The organism is Actinomadura graeca, from assembly GCF_019175365.1.
In the GTDB taxonomy this organism is placed as follows: Bacteria; Actinomycetota; Actinomycetes; order Streptosporangiales; family Streptosporangiaceae; genus Spirillospora; species Spirillospora graeca.
This window is the reverse complement of record NZ_CP059572.1, coordinates 6,318,822-6,334,862: the sequence shown is the minus strand read 5'-3', so window position 1 is coordinate 6,334,862 and position 16,041 is coordinate 6,318,822. Positions and strand designations below refer to the sequence as shown.

The window sequence follows — 16,041 nt, the reverse complement described above, 5'->3', positions numbered from 1 at the left end:
GTGGCCGTTGGCCACCTGCGGGCCCGCCGCCAACCCAGGGACGTGATCACACGTCTGCGGAGGGCGCCTCCGCCGCCGTCAGAGCCGACGGGGCATGTCTGGGATGTGCAAACCGTGGCGTCTGCCACAGGAAAGACGGGGACGGCCTGGAGGAGGTTCACTCACCGCAAGTGAAAGGAGCCGTTCACATGCCCGAAGCCGCCGGTTCAGAGTTCTGGAAGAACCTCAAGCCGATCGAGAACTCCCAGAAGCCCGACGCCCTTCCCGAGGTGTACCTGTCCAAGGTCGCCACGGACGACGACCGGTACTACGTGCCGTTCACCGAGACGGTCGGATCCCGGCCGCTGTGGATCAACGTCAAGGACAACACCTGGTCCGACATCCTGCGGTCCAAGGAGGCCGGTCTCGTCAACCGGCACTACCACCCGCACGAGGTGTTCGCCTACACCATCTCCGGCAAGTGGGGATACCTGGAGCGCCCCTGGACCGCCACCGCCGGCGACTTCATCTACGAGGCGCCCGGCGAGGGCCACACGCTCGTCGCCTACGAGCACGAGGAGCCGATGAAGACCCTGTTCATCGTCAAGGGCCCGCTGGTCTGGCTCGACGAGAACGGCGACCCCGAGGGCTTCTTCGACGTCCACGACTACATCGACATGTGCCGCAAGCACTACGACGCGGTCGGCATCGGCGCGGACTACGTCAACGCCCTGTTCCGCTGATCATGACCAAGACGGAGACGCTGACGCGCGGCGCGCGCGCCACCGCCGACCGGTACGAGAACAAGCTGCTGGCCATCCTGTTCCTGGCCTTCGGCTTCGTGTTCTTCGACCGGCAGGCGCTGGCGTTCCTCGCGCCCTACATGGACGACGACTTCGGGCTGTCCAACTCCCAGCTCGGCATCCTGTCCGGGGTGCTCGCGCTGACGTGGGCGCTCTCCGGGATGTTCGCCGGGAGCCTGTCGGACCGGCTCGGGCGGCGCAAGCCGATCCTCATCGGCGCGGTCCTGCTGTTCTCGCTGTTCTCCTCGGCGTCCGGCCTGATGACCGGGTTCATCGGCCTGCTGGGCGCCCGCGCCCTGATGGGCACGGCCGAGGGCGCGGTCCTGCCGATGTCGCAGTCGCTGATGGTGGAGGCGTCCCGGGAGTCGCGGCGCGGCCTCAACATGGGGCTGCTCCAGGGCTCCTCGGCGGGCCTGCTCGGCGGCATCGTGGCGCCGGTGCTGGTGGTCTGGCTCGCCGACACCTTCGGCTGGCGGACGGCGTTCTTCGTCACGATCGTCCCCGGGCTGGTGGTCGCCGCGCTGATCGCCAAGTACGTACTGGAGCGCCCGCCGGTCGAGCGCGCGGAGACCGCACCGGCCGGTGCGGCGGTCCGCGGTGCGCCGGTCAAGGCGGCGAAGGTGCCGGTCAGGGAGGTGCTGCGGCTGCGCAACGTGGTCATCTGCATGCTGATCGCCCCGTGCTACCTCACCTGGTTCGTCACGCTGATCACCTTCACCCCGAAGTACCTGACGGACGAGAAGGACTGGGGCTCGGGCACGATGAGCGCCGTCATGACCTGCCTCGGCGTCGCCTGGGTGCTGTGGGGGTTCGCGACGCCCGGGATCTCCGACCGGATCGGGCGCCGGCCCGCGCTGATCGGGTTCACCGCCCTCGCGGTGTGCTGCCCGATCGCGGTCGTGTACGTCCAGAGCCCGGTGCTGCTCGGCACGCTGATGATCCTCACCTACACCGGCCTCGGCTGCTTCACGCTGTTCATGGCGACGATCCCCGCCGAGACCGTCCCGCGCGCCGCGCTCGCCACCGCGCTCGGCGTGATCATGGGCGTGGGCGAGCTGGCGGGCGGGTTCCTCGGCCCGCTGGTCGCCGGTTGGGCGTCCGACACCTGGGGGCTGCAGTCCGCGATGTTCATCGCGGCGGGGGGCGCCGCGCTGGTGGTCGCCCTGTCCTTCGGCCTCCGCGAGACCGCGCCCGCGGTCCTGCGCCGCCGGGGGGTGGCCGCGTGAAGGCGGCGGTCTGGTACCGGGCCCGCGACGTCCGGGTGGAGGACGTGCCGTCCGCCGCCCCCGGCCCCGGTGAGGTGGCGGTCACCGTCGCCTACTGCGGGATCTGCGGCAGCGACCTGCACGAATACGCCGACGGCCCGCACGCCATCCCCGTCGGCACCCCGCACCCGGAGTCGGGACGGGCGGCGCCGCTGACCCTCGGGCACGAGTTCAGCGGGACGGTCGCGGAGGTCGGGCCCGGCGTGACCGGGTTCTCCCCCGGCGACCGGGTCGCGGTCGAGCCGCACTACCGCTGCGGCGACTGCGCGCGCTGCCGGGCGGGCGAGTACAACCTGTGCCGCCACTTCGGGTTCGCCGGGCTGATGGGCGACGGCGGCCTCGCGGAACGCGCGGTCGTGCCGTCCTACATGCTGCACCGGCTGCCCGACGGTGTGTCGCTGGACCAGGCGGCCCTGTTCGAGCCGGCCGCGGTCGCGCTGCACTCGATCAGGCGGTCGGGGCTGCGGGACGGGGAGAGCGTCGCGGTCGTCGGCCTCGGGCCGATCGGGCTGCTGGTCGTCCGGCTCGCCGCCCGGTACGGGGCGGGGCGCATCGTCGCCTCCGACCCGTCCGGCGCCCGCCGTGACCTGGCGCTGCGCCTCGGCGCCACCGAGGTCGTGGACGCCGGGGCCCTGCCCGCCGGGGAGGCCGACGTCGCGTTCGAGGCCGTCGGCACCGAGGGGACGCTCCGCGACTGCCTCGGCGCCACCCGGCGCGGCGGCCGCGTCGTCCTGGTCGGGCTCGGGGGGACCTTCGCGTTCGACGCGTTCGCGCTGGTCAACAACGAGCAGTCGATCATCGGGACGGTCGGCTACCGGGACGTCCATCCCGAGCTGATCCGCCTCGTGGCCGAGGAGGGGATGGACTTCACCCCGATCGTCACCTCGACCGTGCCGCTCGCGGACGTCGTCCGGGACGGCTTCGAGACCCTGCTGGACCGGGGTTCGCCCCAGGAGGAGATCAAGGTGCTGGTGCGGCCATGACCGAGGGATTCGAGCCGGGGCTGTTCGCCGGGCGGCGGGCGTTCGTGACCGGCGGCACGTCCGGGATCGGCGCCGCCACCGCCGTGCTGTTCGCCGAGCTGGGCGCCGAGGTCACCGCCCTCGGCCTGCGCCCCGCCGACGACGAGGAGCTGCCCCGCCACCCGGGCGTCCTGGTGGTGGAGCACGACGTGCTGGACGGCGGCGGGCTGACCGGGCTGATCGCCGACACCGGCGGCCTGGACATGCTGGTGAACTGCGCGGGCGTCAGCCACGACCGGGACGAGTACGACCTGGAGCGCTGGCGCCGCGTCCTGGAGATCAACCTGACCGCCACCATGATCGCCTGCCAGGCCGCCCGGCCCGCCCTCGCGCGGGACGGCGACGGGGGGCGGGGGTCGATCGTGAACATCTCGTCGATGTTCGCCTTCACCGGCAGCCGCGACCGGCCCGCCTACAGCGCCAGCAAGGGCGGGATCTCCCAGCTCACCCGGTCCCTGGCGGCCGAGTACGCCGCCGACGGCGTCCGGGTGAACGCGGTCGCCCCCGGATTCGTCGTCACCCCGCTGGCCCGGGGCCTGATGGACGACCCGCCCGCCGCCGAGGCCGTCCTCGCCCGGATACCGTTCGGACGGTACGGGCGGCCGCGCGAGGTGGCCGCCGCCACGGCCTTCCTGTGCTCCCCCGCCGCGTCCTACGTCAACGGCGCGATCCTTCCGGTGGACGGAGGCTACCTGGCCGTATGACCCTCATCAGCGCATAGGCTCCTTCAAGGACCAGCCAGAGCCCGGGGAGGAGCGCACCATGCCGGCACCCGCACTCATGACCAGCCACGCGACCACCGAGGACATCGATCCGCGCGAGCGCATCGAGTTCTGGGAGGAGTACAACCGCAGGGCGCTGGTCGGGCTGTCCTGCACGTCCTACTCCGAGCGGGGGCTGCTGGCGCGGCAGGCCAACTTCCAGCTCGACGACGTCCGGCTGGCCGAGATCAGCGGCAACGCGCACGCCGTCGAGCGGACCCCGCAGGTCGCCAAGTCCGCGCCGAAGGACTCGGTGTTCGCGACCCTGCTGGTCAAGGGCGAGGCGGTCTTCCTGCACGAGAACGGCTGCCTCGCCGCGACCGCCGGGGACCTCGTGGTGTACGACACGCGGCGGCCGTACCTGTTCGGGTTCTCCTCGACCATGCGGCAGTTCCTCGTCGACATCCCCCGCGACCGGTTCGTCGAGGAGTGCATGGCGGGCGGCGTCCCCGCCCCCATGCTCTTCGGCCGCGGCACGGCCCGGGAGGGCGAGCTGATCGTGGCGCTGCGCGCCGTCCTGGAGAACCCCGGCTCCGGCGCGCGCGGCACCGTCCTGGACCTGATCAGGCTGCTGGCCGAGGGCCGGTCCGGCGGGCGGCCCGCCCCCGCCGCCTACCAGACCCAGCTGATCATCGCGAAGGACTACATCGAGCGGCATCTGCACGACGCCTGCCTCACCCCCGGCCAGGTCGCGGGGGTGATGGGGGTGTCCGTCCGGCACCTCGGGCGGATCTTCGAGTCCGCGGGCACCACCCCGGCCAGGCACATCCTGGAACGCCGCCTCCAGCGCGCCCACGACGACCTCAGCGCCCCGGGTGCCTCCGGAACCACCATCGCCGACATCGCCTACCGGTGGGGATTCTCCAGCCAGGCCCACTTCGCCCGGCACTTCCGCGCGCGTTTCGGACGTACCCCCACCGAGGCCCGTACCCTCTCCTGACCCGGGACGGCGGGACGCCCGACGCGGCGCCCGATACGGTGCCCGACGCGGCGCCGGACAGCGTGCCCGACGCGGCGCCGGACGCGCAGCGCCACGGGGGGACCTGCCGCGGCCTGGGCCGCCTGCACGGTTTCATGATCCGAACGCGGCGAGGAACTTGTCGCGGAACGCGCTCATCGGCCACACCGGGGCGTCCGGCCCGGGCCTGAGGCCGTCCTGCCAGCCCCATCCGGAGATCCGGTCCAGGACCCGGCGGTCGCGGGCGACCACGGTGATCGGCACGTCCCGCCCGGCGCCCGGCCCCGTGATCGTCGAGGCGGGCTGGTGGTCGCCGAGGAAGACCAGCACGAGATCGTCGTCGCCGTAGGCCCGCACGTACGAGATGAGGCTGTTCAGCGAGTACTCGATGGAGCGCCGGTACTCCTCGCGGATGTGCGCGGGCCACGGCGGGTTCTCGTCGGTGACCATGGGGTCGAAGACCGAGCCGTCCCCGACGTCCTTCCAGTCGACCAGCCGCGGGATCGACGCCCACGGCGCGTGACTCGACACCAGCGCCGTCTCCACCATCACCGGCTCCGTCCGCGCCCGCTCGGACCGCTGGATGGCCGAGAGCGTGTACTGGTCGGGCATCGTCGCGTAGCTGAACCGGGGCCCGTGGTAGCCGATGTTCCGGGAGTCGTAGACCTTGTCGTAGCCGAAGAAGCCGCCCTCCGGCCAGGTCCGGACGAGGGCGGGCATCGCCGCCGCCGTCCGCCACCGCGCCCGCTGGAAGGCGCGGTTGAGGGTGAGGCGGTCGCTGCCGACCAGCGTCCGGTACCGCTGCTGGTTGTCGATCCACAGCCCCGACAGCAGCGTCGCGTGCGCCAGCCAGCTCCCCCCGCCCGCCGTCGGCGAGGTGAGGAACCCGCTGCGGGCCGAGAACCCGGCGGCGCGCAGCCGCTTCGTCCCGGCGTCCAGCACCGCGTCCACCTGCGGCGCGTACTGCGGGTCCTCGATCACGTCCCGCCCGTAGCTCTCGACGTAGGCGAGCACGACGTCCTTGCCGCGCAGGCCCGTCAGCAGCCGGTTCCCGGGCGTGCCGCGGTAGGCGTCCTTGGACGCCTCCTTGGCGAACACCTTCTCGTCCAGCAGGCTCGTCCGCACCTCGCGGGCGTGGTCGAAGGCCAGCACCGCCGTCCCCCCGGACGCGATCGGCACCCCCGGGACGAGGTGGGCGCCGAGCGCCGCGCACGCCAGCCACGCCGTCCACAGGGCCGCCGCCCCGCCCACGGTCTGCCGCCGGTACCCGGCCGCGAGACGGCTCAGCCGCATGACCGACAGCGTCATGAGGACGAGCACGGCGACGGCGAGCACGACCACCCCGGCGATCGCGGCGACGGCGCCGCCCCGGCCGAGCGAGGTGTCGAGGAACTCCACCGCCGGGCGCAGCAGCACCCAGTCCAGGACGAGGTCGAACGGCCGGACGAGGACGGCGTCGAAGCCCACGTCCACGACCTTCACGATCGTCAGCAGCCCGAGCAGGGCGCCCGCCACCGCCGCCACCACCCGGCGCGGCCGCGGCGGCAGCACGACCAGGACCACCGCGCCGACGATCCCCTCCACCGGCACGCGCAGCAGCGCCCCGGGCGTGAGCCGTGCGAACTCGCTGGGAACGACCAGGGCGGCGAAGACGAACGCGCACGCCAGCCCGGTGACGACCCGCCCCCAGACCCGGCGTGCCCGGGATCTGCCCGCCGCCTGTCCCTCCCCGGCGTCCAGGACCGCCGTGGCGTCCTGGCCCTCGGCGGTGTCCGGGTGTTCCGTCTTCATCGCGCCCCCCGCAGATGACCCCTTCACCACCTTGAGTACGTCACCGAATACTCGGCCGGTTCAACCGACGCGCCGTCCCCCGCAAGCAAGATCCTCGCGAGGTCGGGCGGCGCGGGCCGCGACGGGGGTCAGGTCTCGTCGTCCGGCAGGTCCTTCAGGGAGGCGCGCGCCTGCTCGGCGAGCTCCTCGGAGAGCAGGACGTCCATGTGGACGTCGAGCGCGGCCAGGGCGAGCCGCCGGTATCCGGCGGGCGAGAGGGTGTCGGCGCCCAGCACCCGGGACATGTGCTCGTGCAGGACGACCAGGCCGAATCCCATGCCCATCATCACCGCCGAATAGGCGTGCAGATCGTCGGTGGTGGGCTTGGACATGCCCGGGTCGTCCCGCTGGAGCAGTTCCTTGTTGAGGGCGACCGCGTCGTCGAAGAGCGCCGCGGCCCTCGGCGAGCCGTCGACCAATACGCGCGCGAGGTAGCGCCGGATCGCGACGCCCGCCCGCATCGCGACGGCCATGAACCCGGGGTCGCCCATCCCGCCGTCGAGCGCCTCGTGCTCGGCGCGGCGGAACACCTCGATCGCGTACTCGTCGCACGCCTGCCGCAGGCTCTCCTTCGTGCCGAAGTAGTGCTGGACCAGCGCGGGCGAGACCTCGGCGGCCTTGGCGATGCCCCTGATCGTGGCGCCCCGCTCCCCGTGCTCGGCGAACTGCGCCAGCGCCGCGTCCCTGATCCGCACCCACGTCGTCTCTTCCGGGGCGTCCTCCCCCATCTCCGCTTCCACCAGCCTGTACACGTGTCCAATGATGATCGGATCGCCGCCATCGTACGTGTGTACAGTAGGGCCGACAAGCGACTTCGCGTGAATTGCCCGTCCGGTCGGCGAGGTCGGCCCTCGCGGTCCGGGGCCACGGATCGGCAGGTTGCCCGAATGGTCCCCCGGAAGCGGGACTACCGGGCGGGCAGGCCCCAGAACGGCCCGCGCAGGCCGACCTCCGCGAAGTAGGCGGACGCGGCGGACGGCTCGCGGCGCCGGTAGCCGCGCTCCAGGCGCCCGGTGTACCAGTTCCGCGCGAGCCGCCACAGCGTCGCCAGGTCCATCGTGTAGCCGTGCTCGTGGCCCGTCCGCTCCAGCCACGCGCGGACGCAGTCGTCCGAGCAGAACAGCCGCTGGTTCGCGCACGAGCGCACGACGTCGTCCCAGACCCGCTGGACGGGGGTGAGGAAGTGGGCGACCTGCCCACCGGACGGAGGCGCGTCGCGTCCGACGGCCCAGGCGTGCGCGGTGCCGCAGGCCGGGCAGCGCGTGGCGACCAGGACCTCCGGCTCGTCCGGGAGGAGGTGCGGCATGGCGAAGGAGTCCCAGGCGCAGCCGCCCCACCACAGCGTGTCCCGGCCCATGACGGAGAAACCGAGCGGGACGGACGTGAACGGGTGCGCCAGGACGACGCGGTCGCCGTCCTCGGCGTCCAGCACGATGTCGCGGCTCGCGTGGAGGGCCCGCATCGCGCGCCTGACCTCGTCCGCGGTGATCCCCAGGTGCGCCGCGATCTCGCCGGGCCGAAGCGCGCTCCCCTCCTCCGCGAAGCCGCGGTAGATGGCCAGCCGGACGTCCTCGACCATGCCGCCTGCCGGTTCCTCCGTCATCGCGCCTCCCAGCGGTGAGCCGATCATCCGCACGAGTGTCGCGTAGGACTCCGGCGGTGCGGCGTCAGCCTGGGGCGGCCGCCGTGGTCAGCGGGTGGGCGTCGAGGCGTTCGAGCAGCTCGCGCAGGCGCCCGGCGTCCGCCTCCGGCAGCGGGCGCAGCGGCGGACGCGGCGGGCCCGCGTGCCGGCCCTGGATCTCCAGCCCCGCCTTGATCGTCCGGGGCAGCCCCCGGTCGACGATGAGCTTCAGGAACGGCAGCAGCGCCTCCAGCAGCGCGTCGGCCCGCTCGGGCGGCCCGTGCAGCGCGGCCGTGTGCAGGTCCAGGCACCACCGCGGGAGCAGGCACGGCGCCGCGGTGCACCAGCCGGACGCGCCCGCCCGGAACGCCTCCAGCGCCACCGGGTTGCTGCCGTTGTAGACCGACAGCGTCCCCTCGGACAGTTCCAGGATCTCGCGGAAGCGCGCGACCTCGCCGGAGCTCTCCTTCACCATCGTGATCGCGGGGATCCTCCGGGCGAGGGCGACGACGGTCGGCGGCGTCAGGTCGACGCCGCTGGTGGCCGGGTTGTTGTAGAGCATGACCGGCAGGCCGGTCGCCTCCGCGACGGCCGCGAAATGGCGTTCCAGCTCGTCCTCGGTGAGCTGCCAGTACTTCTGCGCCAGCACCATGATCGCGGTGGCGCCGTGACGCTCGGCGAGGCGGGCGCGGCGGACGGCGGTCCCGGTGCTCCAGTGCGAGACGCCGACCACCGTCGGGACCCGGCCCGCGACGGTCTCCAGCGTCGTCTCGCAGACGGCGTCCCATTCGGCGTCACTGAGGTAGGCGCTCTCCCCGGTGCTGCCGAGCGGCGCGACGGCGTGGCAGCCGCCGTCCACCAGCTCGGCGGTCAGCCCGCGGAGCCGTTCCAGGTCGAGGTCGCCGGTTTCCGGCGCGAAGGGCGTGACGGGGTAGCCGATGATCCCCGCGACCGGCGGCGCCGCCATCAGATCTCCGTCCCCTCGGCGACGCAGTCGGGGTGGGCGCGCAGGGCGCGGCGCGCGTAGTAGGCGAAGTTGGCCTGGTTGCGCCGTTCGCTGGACGTCCAGTCGTGGGCCTCGCGGGCCAGCTCGGGCGGCAGCGGCCGGATGGTGCCCGCCGCCATGGCGAGGAGCTGGAGCCGGGCCGCGCGCTCGATGAGGATCGCCAGGTGGCACGCCTCCTCGACACTTGCGCCCGTCACGAGCTGGCCGTGGTGGGCGAGCAGGATCGCCCGCTTGTCGCCGAGCGCGGCCGAGATGATCTCGCCCTCCTCGTTGCCGACGGGGATGCCCGGCCAGTCCTTGAGGAAGGCGCAGTCCTCGTAGAGGGGCGTGGTGTCCATCTGGGAGACCATCAGCGGCACCTCCAGCATGGCGAGGGCGGCGGTGTGCAGCGAGTGCGTGTGGACGATGCAGTTGACGTCCTCGCGCGCACGGTAGATCCAGGAGTGGAACCGGTTCGCCGGGTTGGGCATGCCCTGCCCTTCGAGGACGTTCAGGTCCTCGTCGACGAGCAGCAGGTTCTCCTCGGTGATCTCGTCGAAGCCGAGGCCGAGCCGCTGGGTGTGGTAGGTGCCCTCCCGCGGGCCGCGGGCGGTGATCTGCCCGGCGAGGCCGGAGTCGTGGCCGCCGTCGAACAGGATGCGGCAGGTCAGCGCCAGCTTCTGCCGGACGGTCAGCGTGGAGTCGCCGAAGTGCTCGCGCATCTGCCGTTCGGCGCGGCCGACGACGGTGTCCTTCGTGTCGCGCAGTGTCGATGCCATGTCCGCTCCCTTTCCAGGTGAGGAAACTTCGACCACTATATGACACAAGGTTTCCTTCACCAAGGGGCCGGCGGGACGCCCCTGATGGGGACATGTCCCCAGGACGCCATACTTGGATGTCCGCCGGGCCGTCACCGGGCCCGCGGAGCGGCGTGAAAGGCGGCCACGGTGATCAATCGGGTGCGGGAGCTGCGCAAGGAGCGGCTCATGACGCTGGAGGCCCTCGCCGAGCGCGCCGGCGTGACCAAGAGCTACCTGTCCAAGGTCGAGCGCGGCCAGAGCACGCCGTCCATCGCCGTCAGCGCCGCGCTCGCCCGCGCCCTCGGCATCTCCCTCGACAGCCTGTTCGTCGACGCGGAGCAGCTCGCCGACGTCACCGTGACCCGGGCCGGTGAGCGGCGGCCGCTCACGCCCGACGACGAGGCCGGGTCACGCTACGAGGGCATCGCGCTCCAGGCCAGCACCAAGCGGATGACGCCGTTCATGCTGTACCCGCCGCACGACGCCGGTCCCGTCCCCTTCCGGGACCATCCGGGCGAGGAGTTCCTGTTCGTGCACCGGGGGCGCGCCGAGCTCCTCTTCCCGTCCCGCTCCATCACGCTGGAGCCGGGCGACTCCGTCTACTTCAAGGCCACGAACCCGCACAAGGTCCGCTCGCTCGGCCCGGAACGCGCCACGATCCTGCTCATGCTCTGCGACGACCGCGGCGATCACGACACCCCGCACCCCCACATGCCCTGACCCGGCGGTCACGGCCCGCTGTGGACGAGGGGCGCCCACAGATCCGGCCGGTCCGGGTGCTCGTCCCGCAGGCCGAGCGTCACCTCGTGCAGGACGGACGCGGCGTCGTCGGCGACCGGGGTGCCCGGCAGCCCCCGGTAGAAGCGCCGGGCGGCGGACACCGCGACCTCGTCGGCCAGGGGCCACAGGCTCGCCACCACGTGCCGGAACCCGGCGAACTGGAACGCCGAGGCCAGGTGCAGGACCTCGTCGGCGTAGCGGGTGCCGTGGTCGGCGGTGGAGCAGGCCGACAGGTAGGCGAGCTCCGCCCCGTCCAGCCGCAGCCCTCCGACCTCGGGGAGCCGCAGCGTCCTGTCGTGCAGGCGCAGCCCGCCGTCGGCCTGCGAGACGGGATCGGCGACCGCGTGGCAGGCGAAGTGCGCCCACGTCGCCTCGCCGAGGGCGGACAGGACGCGTCCGGCGGTCGCCTGCTCGTCGGCGAGCACCGGGCCGTCCAGCACGGCGGCCTCGCGGGCGGCCCCCGGCAGGTCCCGAAGCCCCGGGGTGTGGTGCAGCGCGACGGTGAGGTGGCGGCGGGAGGTGGCCGGAGGACGGTCACGGGCGTCTCGCAGCGCCCGCAGGGACGGGACGAACGACGACACCATCGCGTCGAGCGCCCCCGGCTTCCCGGGGTGCCCTGCGGCGTGCAGCGGCAGCAGCCCCAGCAGGCCCGTCGGCAGCCACCACACCCGCGCGGCCCCGTGCGGGCGGAGCGTGCGGAGCGCGTGCGCGACCGGCTCGACGGCGGTGTCCCACAACCAGCCCAGCACCTGCGGGACGACGCGGCGCCTGCGCAGCACGCCGGCCAGGGAGGGGCCTCCGCCGACCGCCGCGAGCAGCGCCGCGACCCGCGCCTCCGCCTCCGTCCGCCGCAGGCCGGGCAGCGTCACCGGGACCGGGTCGCCGTCGGCGCGGACGATCACCGCGTCGCCGCGGTCCCGCCCGGCGTTGACCAGCACCGCGTACCCGCCCTCGGCGGCGGCCCGCAGGTCGGCGAGCCGCGGCGCCGCCAGGAACCCCTCCAGGCCGGGCAGCGCGCGGATCTCGGCGAGCAGCGCGTCGTGGTCGGCCCACCAGCGCCGCCGCTCGCCCGCGGGGAAGTCCGGCGTGTTGAGCCGCTCGCACACCCAGCGGAACCGGCCGGCGAGGCGGGGGTCGCGGTCCTCCAGCGCGGCCAGGCCGGCGCGGGTGTTCGCCTGGCTCGCGAGAAGGACACCGCGGCCCAGCTCCGCGAACTCGACCGCGCCCGCGGCGTCGCCTACGGCGCAGTGCGCGGCCACGCCCGTCCCGACGAGCCCGCCGTGCTCGCCGATCCGGTGCTGCTGGTCGGCCCAGCCCGCCTCGCGTGGGGCGACCGACGGCAGCAGCGCGGCGGCGCCGTCCAGCAGGGTCACCGCGAGCCGGTCGTCCCCGGCGGCCTCCGCGAGCGCGCCGGCGGCATGGTGGGCGGCCACCCGGTCGGCCGGGGCCACCGTCCGCGCCTCCCGTGCGGCCGCCGCCAGGGCGTGCAGCCGCTCCGGCCCCGGCGGGCGTCCCCCGCCGTCGAGACGGTCGAGGTAGGCGGCGCAGAGCCCGGCCGTGAGCGCCGCCCGCTCGGGATGGTCGGCCGGGACGCCCGCCAGCGCCCGCTCGCCGAGGTCGACCGCGGCGTCCACGTCGGCGGGATCCCGGTCGAGGCGGTACCGGGCCAGCCGCGCGCCGGCGAGTCCGGCCAGCCGTCCGGGCAGGTCGAGGTGGCAGTCCGGGGTGGCGGCCACGGCGCTCTCGCCGAGGTCGATCGCCCGTTCCAGATCGGCCCGGTCTCCTGCGTGGGCGTGCCTGCGCAGGTGGGCGGCGGCGAGCCGGGCCCGCCGTCCGGCCAGCGCGACGTCGTCCGCGCCGGTGCCCGCCAGCGCCCGCCCACCGAGGTCGATGGCACGGTCCAGGTCGGCGATGTCGCCGGTGGCGCGGTACCGGCGGCGGTAGGCGCGGCCCAGCAGCGACGCCCACTCCGGCGTCTCCCCAGTCCCTGCCGCGACCCGCTCTCCCAGCTCGATCGCCTGGGCGAGGTCGGCGAGCACGCCGCTCCGGGCGTAGCGGGTCAGGTGGATTCCCGCCAGCTCCATGGACGCGCCCGCCCGTCCGGGATGTCCGTCCGGGATCGCCGCGAGCGCCCAGGCGCCCAGCGTCGCGGCCCGGTCCAGGTCGGGGCCGGTGCCCGTGCCCAGGTAGCGCCGGTGGAGCGCGGCGGCGAGGCCGCGCAGGACGTCCGGCCGGCGCGGGTCCTCCTCCGGCAGCGCCGACAGGGCCCGCTCGGTGAGGTCGACGGCGCGGTCCAGGTCGCCCGGGGCCTGCCCGTGCCTGTGCCGTTCGAGCAGGACGGACGCGACGGACGCGAGGTGGCCGGGCCCCTCGGGGTCACCGTCCGGCAGCGCCGCCACGACGCGCTCGCCGATCTCGGCGGCCCGCCACAGATCCGCCTTCGCGCCGGAGGTCTCGTAGCGGCGCAGCAGGGAGCGGCCGAGACCGGCGAGGACACCCGTGCCGGCCTCGCCGCCGGGCAGCGCCGCCGCCCGTTCCGCCAGGTCCACCGCCTTCTCGATGTGCGCGGGGTCGCCGGTGTGCCCGTGGTGGTCCCGGTAGGCCGTCCCCAGGTCCGACAGGAGCGCGGCGCTGGGCCCCTCCATGTCCAGGACCCGCTCGAACAGGTCGATGACGCGCCGCAGGTCGGCCGCGTCCCCGCGCAGCAGGTACCGGCACCGGTACGCGCGGGCGAGGTGGGCCCACGGCTCGGTGGCCTCCTCGCCGTGCGCGTCCGCGATCGCCACGGACTCCTCCCCCGCGGCGACGGCCCGGTCGAGGTCCGCCGCCGTCCCGTCGCGTTCATGACGGCGGCGGAAGGCCAGGCACAGGTGCGACAGCCGGGCGCCACGGACGAGCCCGCGCCGGGGCGCCGCCCCGGCGGCCGGTTCCATCAGCAGGATGGCCGCGTCCAGCAGCGCCGGGTCGGAGCCGCCGCCCGCCGAGGCGCGCAGCAGCACCGTCCCCGTCTCCGCCTGGTCCTCGGCGTGCGTGGCACGCCCGACCAGGGTGTTCACGTCCAGCGGGACGGCGTGGTAGTCGTCGGCGACGGGTTCCAGGCACAGCAGCGCCCTGGCCAGGTCGGCGAGCCCGCGTCCCTCCCCCGCCGCGCGGTACCGCAGGTGGTGCAGGCGTCCGAGCACGGTGCTCGCCGCCGTGAACCGGGCGTCGAGCCACGGGGACGCGGTGTCGAGGTCGACCGCCCGCACCGCCGTCCACAGCGCCGCCGCGTCCCGGTCCGCCTCCGCGGAGAAGAGCACGCCCCGGTCGCGGGTCGCCTCGTACTCCCGGACGAGGTCCTCCGCCCTCGCGGTCAGCTCGTCGAGCGGCATCGGGCGCCCCGCCCGCTACCGGGCCGGGTCCAGCCGCAGGACGCGCGCCGGGGCGTCGCCGCCGCGGCCGGCCGCGAGCAGGAGCCCGCCGTCCTGCCCGGCCACCAGGTCCACGGTCTGCGGCAGCCCGCCCGCCGCGTGCTCCACCCTGGCGAGGACGGCGCCCGACTCGACGTCCCAGGCCAGCGTCTCCCGGCCGCTGGTGGCCGCGACGACCGCGCGCAGGTCGGGCAGCGCGGCCAGCGCGACGCCCGAGTCGCCGTCCTCCGACACCTGCAGGGTCCGGACGGCCCGCCCGGTGTGGCCGTCCCACACGTGCAGGGTGCGCCCCGCGACCGCCGCGACCCGGAACGAGTGGTCGGCCAGGGTCGTCACGGCCACCTCGGGCATCCGCGAGAGCGCGCCGCCGGTCTCGACGCGGAACTCGTGCAGCTTCGCCTTGGCCGTGGCGTCCCACACGTGCACGGCGGCGCCGTCGAAGTCGTCGACCGCGGCGGCCACGCACACGTGACCGTCCGACAGCGCGGCCGCCGCCACCGACCACACCAGATGGACGCGCGGCTCCCCCACCTCGAAGGCGCCGAGCGGCAGCTTCGTCCCGGGGTCCCAGAGGCGCACCGCCGCGTCGTCCCCGCCCGTGACCAGCCAGGGCACCTCTCCCGGCGGGCAGGCCCAGGCGACGGAGTTGACGGGGCCGTCGTGCGCCTCGATCTCCTGGAGGGCCTCGCCCTCCCGCACCGACCACGCGCGGGCGAGTCCGTCTTTGCCGCCCGTCGCCAGAACGGCCCGGCCGTCACCGAGCACCGTCAGGGCGACCGACAGCACCCACTCGCTGTGCCCGGACACCCGCTGGACGCCCTCCCCGCCGCCGATGCTCCAGACGTGGGCGCCGTCATCGTGCGCCGAGGCCAGCAGCCTCCGGCCGTCGGGCAGCGCGGCGAGGGACAGCGCGTTGGCGCGCAGCTCCGGGTCCGCGAGCGTCCAGGCGGCCGGGGTCATGTCCTCGACGTCCACGGACGGCGCCCAGTCCCTCGGCCCGGCCGTCATCGCGCCCACCGGGCCCAAAGGAACGGAGGGACCGGGCGTCTTCGGCCATTCCATGCGCGGAGGCAGGCCGTAGAGGCGGTTGTATTCGTCCAGGTCGCCCTTGTCGAGGATGGTCCCGTCATCGAGCATCGCGACATCGCCTGAGCGCTTCGATTTGCGATCGACCTGTATATCGAAGATGTCTGTGGCCTTGTAGGGGAAGTCCATGTCCCAATTGGCGTACACGGTCTCCTCATATTCCACCTCGGCCGCCGCGCGGTCGAGATGGTCGACCGCGCGGTAGTCCGATCCGGGATCGCGGGCCGTGACGACCGCGTGCCGCCGGACGCCGTCCAGCGGATCGTCATAGGCGACGACCTCGATGTACCCGCCGAAGATCTTGTGGGTCTCGGTGCTGCGCAGCGTCGTGCCCGCGCTGATCGCGGCGAGGTGGGCGTCCCAGAGCCGGTCCCTCTGGTCGCCCCAGCACCCGTACAGGCACGCGTCGTCGTTGATGTCGTAGAGGACCCGCGACCCGTCGGCGCGGCACACCGCCAGGAACGGCGCGGAGTCGGCGGCGACGCTCTCCCACCGGCCCTCGTGCCGGCCCATCAGCCCGCGCGCCGCGTCCCAGGCGGCCTGCTTCCCGTCGAACGCGCGGGTGCCGAACCCCATGTGCCGGACGTACCATCTCCCGTCGGAAAGCGTCCCGACCTGGACGTTCACGGGGCCGTCCATGGGACCGTGATCCGTCAGCGCCCATTGCGCGACGGGCCGGTACCGCCCCTCGTCAAGGGCGATGTCCTCGTTCTCCACCCGCAGAATCCTAACCGCGCGGCC

At 74.2% G+C, this 16,041-nt stretch carries 13 protein-coding genes; 6 read left to right on the top strand and 7 right to left on the bottom strand.

The annotated features are described in order from the left end of the window. The first annotated feature begins 188 nt into the window (after positions 1 to 188). From AGRA3207_RS28085 to AGRA3207_RS28065, 5 genes are read left to right on the top strand one after another with little or no spacing between them, the layout of a single operon-like run. Positions 189 to 722 carry a 2,4'-dihydroxyacetophenone dioxygenase family protein gene (locus tag AGRA3207_RS28085; RefSeq protein WP_231330008.1) on the top strand — a complete coding sequence of 178 codons (534 nt, stop codon included), beginning with the start codon at positions 189 to 191 and terminating at the stop codon, positions 720 to 722. 2 nt (positions 723 to 724) lie between these two features. Beyond that, a complete protein-coding gene (locus AGRA3207_RS28080; protein WP_231330007.1) occupies positions 725 to 2,008 on the top strand; it encodes an MFS transporter in 1,284 nt (427 codons plus the stop codon). Beyond that, positions 2,005 to 3,030, top strand: coding sequence for a 2,3-butanediol dehydrogenase (locus AGRA3207_RS28075; protein WP_231330006.1), 1,026 nt, complete (start codon positions 2,005 to 2,007; stop codon positions 3,028 to 3,030). The genes AGRA3207_RS28080 and AGRA3207_RS28075 overlap by 4 nt, the downstream gene beginning before the upstream one ends. After that, a complete protein-coding gene (locus AGRA3207_RS28070; RefSeq protein ID WP_231330005.1) occupies positions 3,027 to 3,773 on the top strand; it encodes an SDR family NAD(P)-dependent oxidoreductase in 747 nt (248 codons plus the stop codon). Before AGRA3207_RS28075 ends, AGRA3207_RS28070 begins: the two co-directional genes overlap by 4 nt. Before the next feature lie 58 nt (positions 3,774 to 3,831). Continuing rightward, positions 3,832 to 4,770, top strand: coding sequence for a helix-turn-helix domain-containing protein (locus AGRA3207_RS28065; RefSeq protein WP_231330004.1), 939 nt, complete (start codon positions 3,832 to 3,834; stop codon positions 4,768 to 4,770). A 132-nt stretch (positions 4,771 to 4,902) separates the two neighbouring features. On the opposite strand, the gene AGRA3207_RS28060 is transcribed toward AGRA3207_RS28065, so the two are convergent. From AGRA3207_RS28060 to AGRA3207_RS28040, 5 genes are all read right to left on the bottom strand, one after another. Further along, positions 4,903 to 6,579: a sulfatase-like hydrolase/transferase gene (locus AGRA3207_RS28060; RefSeq protein ID WP_231330003.1), complete on the bottom strand. Its 1,677-nt coding sequence runs from the start codon at positions 6,577 to 6,579 to the stop codon at positions 4,903 to 4,905. A gap of 128 nt (positions 6,580 to 6,707) precedes the next feature. Next, positions 6,708 to 7,370 carry a TetR/AcrR family transcriptional regulator gene (locus tag AGRA3207_RS28055; RefSeq protein WP_231330002.1) on the bottom strand — a complete coding sequence of 221 codons (663 nt, stop codon included), beginning with the start codon at positions 7,368 to 7,370 and terminating at the stop codon, positions 6,708 to 6,710. Between the two features lie 155 nt (positions 7,371 to 7,525). Continuing rightward, positions 7,526 to 8,221 (bottom strand): organomercurial lyase, encoded by a 696-nt coding sequence (gene merB, locus AGRA3207_RS28050; RefSeq protein WP_231330001.1) that lies wholly within the window; start codon positions 8,219 to 8,221, stop codon positions 7,526 to 7,528. A gap of 64 nt (positions 8,222 to 8,285) precedes the next feature. After that, positions 8,286 to 9,206, bottom strand: a complete 921-nt coding sequence (locus tag AGRA3207_RS28045) for a dihydrodipicolinate synthase family protein (RefSeq protein ID WP_231330000.1) — start codon at positions 9,204 to 9,206, stop codon at positions 8,286 to 8,288. Continuing rightward, entirely contained in the window at positions 9,206 to 10,003 is a 798-nt protein-coding gene (locus AGRA3207_RS28040) for an aldolase (RefSeq protein WP_231329998.1), read from the bottom strand. The genes AGRA3207_RS28045 and AGRA3207_RS28040 overlap by 1 nt, the downstream gene beginning before the upstream one ends. Before the next feature lie 168 nt (positions 10,004 to 10,171). Between AGRA3207_RS28040 and AGRA3207_RS28035 the strand changes: the two genes are divergently transcribed. Then, positions 10,172 to 10,744, top strand: coding sequence for a helix-turn-helix domain-containing protein (locus tag AGRA3207_RS28035; RefSeq protein ID WP_231329997.1), 573 nt, complete (start codon positions 10,172 to 10,174; stop codon positions 10,742 to 10,744). A gap of 8 nt (positions 10,745 to 10,752) precedes the next feature. On the opposite strand, the gene AGRA3207_RS28030 is transcribed toward AGRA3207_RS28035, so the two are convergent. Continuing rightward, entirely contained in the window at positions 10,753 to 14,175 is a 3,423-nt protein-coding gene (locus AGRA3207_RS28030) for a CHAT domain-containing protein (protein ID WP_231329996.1), read from the bottom strand. Positions 14,176 to 14,190: 15 nt separating this feature from the next. Then, positions 14,191 to 16,017: a WD40 repeat domain-containing protein gene (locus tag AGRA3207_RS28025; RefSeq protein ID WP_231329995.1), complete on the bottom strand. Its 1,827-nt coding sequence runs from the start codon at positions 16,015 to 16,017 to the stop codon at positions 14,191 to 14,193. Positions 16,018 to 16,041 lie beyond the last annotated feature (24 nt).

What these genes read in the sequence shown, in the direction of transcription:
- AGRA3207_RS28065 (WP_231330004.1), top strand. Translation starts at nt 3,832, where the DNA reads ATGCCGGCACCCGCACTCATGACCAGCCACGCGACCACCGAGGACATC.
- AGRA3207_RS28060 (WP_231330003.1), bottom strand. Translation starts at nt 6,579, where the DNA reads ATGAAGACGGAACACCCGGACACCGCCGAGGGCCAGGACGCCACGGCG.
- AGRA3207_RS28040 (WP_231329998.1), bottom strand. Translation starts at nt 10,003, where the DNA reads ATGGCATCGACACTGCGCGACACGAAGGACACCGTCGTCGGCCGCGCC.
- merB (WP_231330001.1), bottom strand. Translation starts at nt 8,221, where the DNA reads ATGACGGAGGAACCGGCAGGCGGCATGGTCGAGGACGTCCGGCTGGCC.
- AGRA3207_RS28070 (WP_231330005.1), top strand. Translation starts at nt 3,027, where the DNA reads ATGACCGAGGGATTCGAGCCGGGGCTGTTCGCCGGGCGGCGGGCGTTC.
- AGRA3207_RS28080 (WP_231330007.1), top strand. Translation starts at nt 725, where the DNA reads ATGACCAAGACGGAGACGCTGACGCGCGGCGCGCGCGCCACCGCCGAC.
- AGRA3207_RS28085 (WP_231330008.1), top strand. Translation starts at nt 189, where the DNA reads ATGCCCGAAGCCGCCGGTTCAGAGTTCTGGAAGAACCTCAAGCCGATC.
- AGRA3207_RS28045 (WP_231330000.1), bottom strand. Translation starts at nt 9,206, where the DNA reads ATGGCGGCGCCGCCGGTCGCGGGGATCATCGGCTACCCCGTCACGCCC.
- AGRA3207_RS28030 (WP_231329996.1), bottom strand. Translation starts at nt 14,175, where the DNA reads ATGCCGCTCGACGAGCTGACCGCGAGGGCGGAGGACCTCGTCCGGGAG.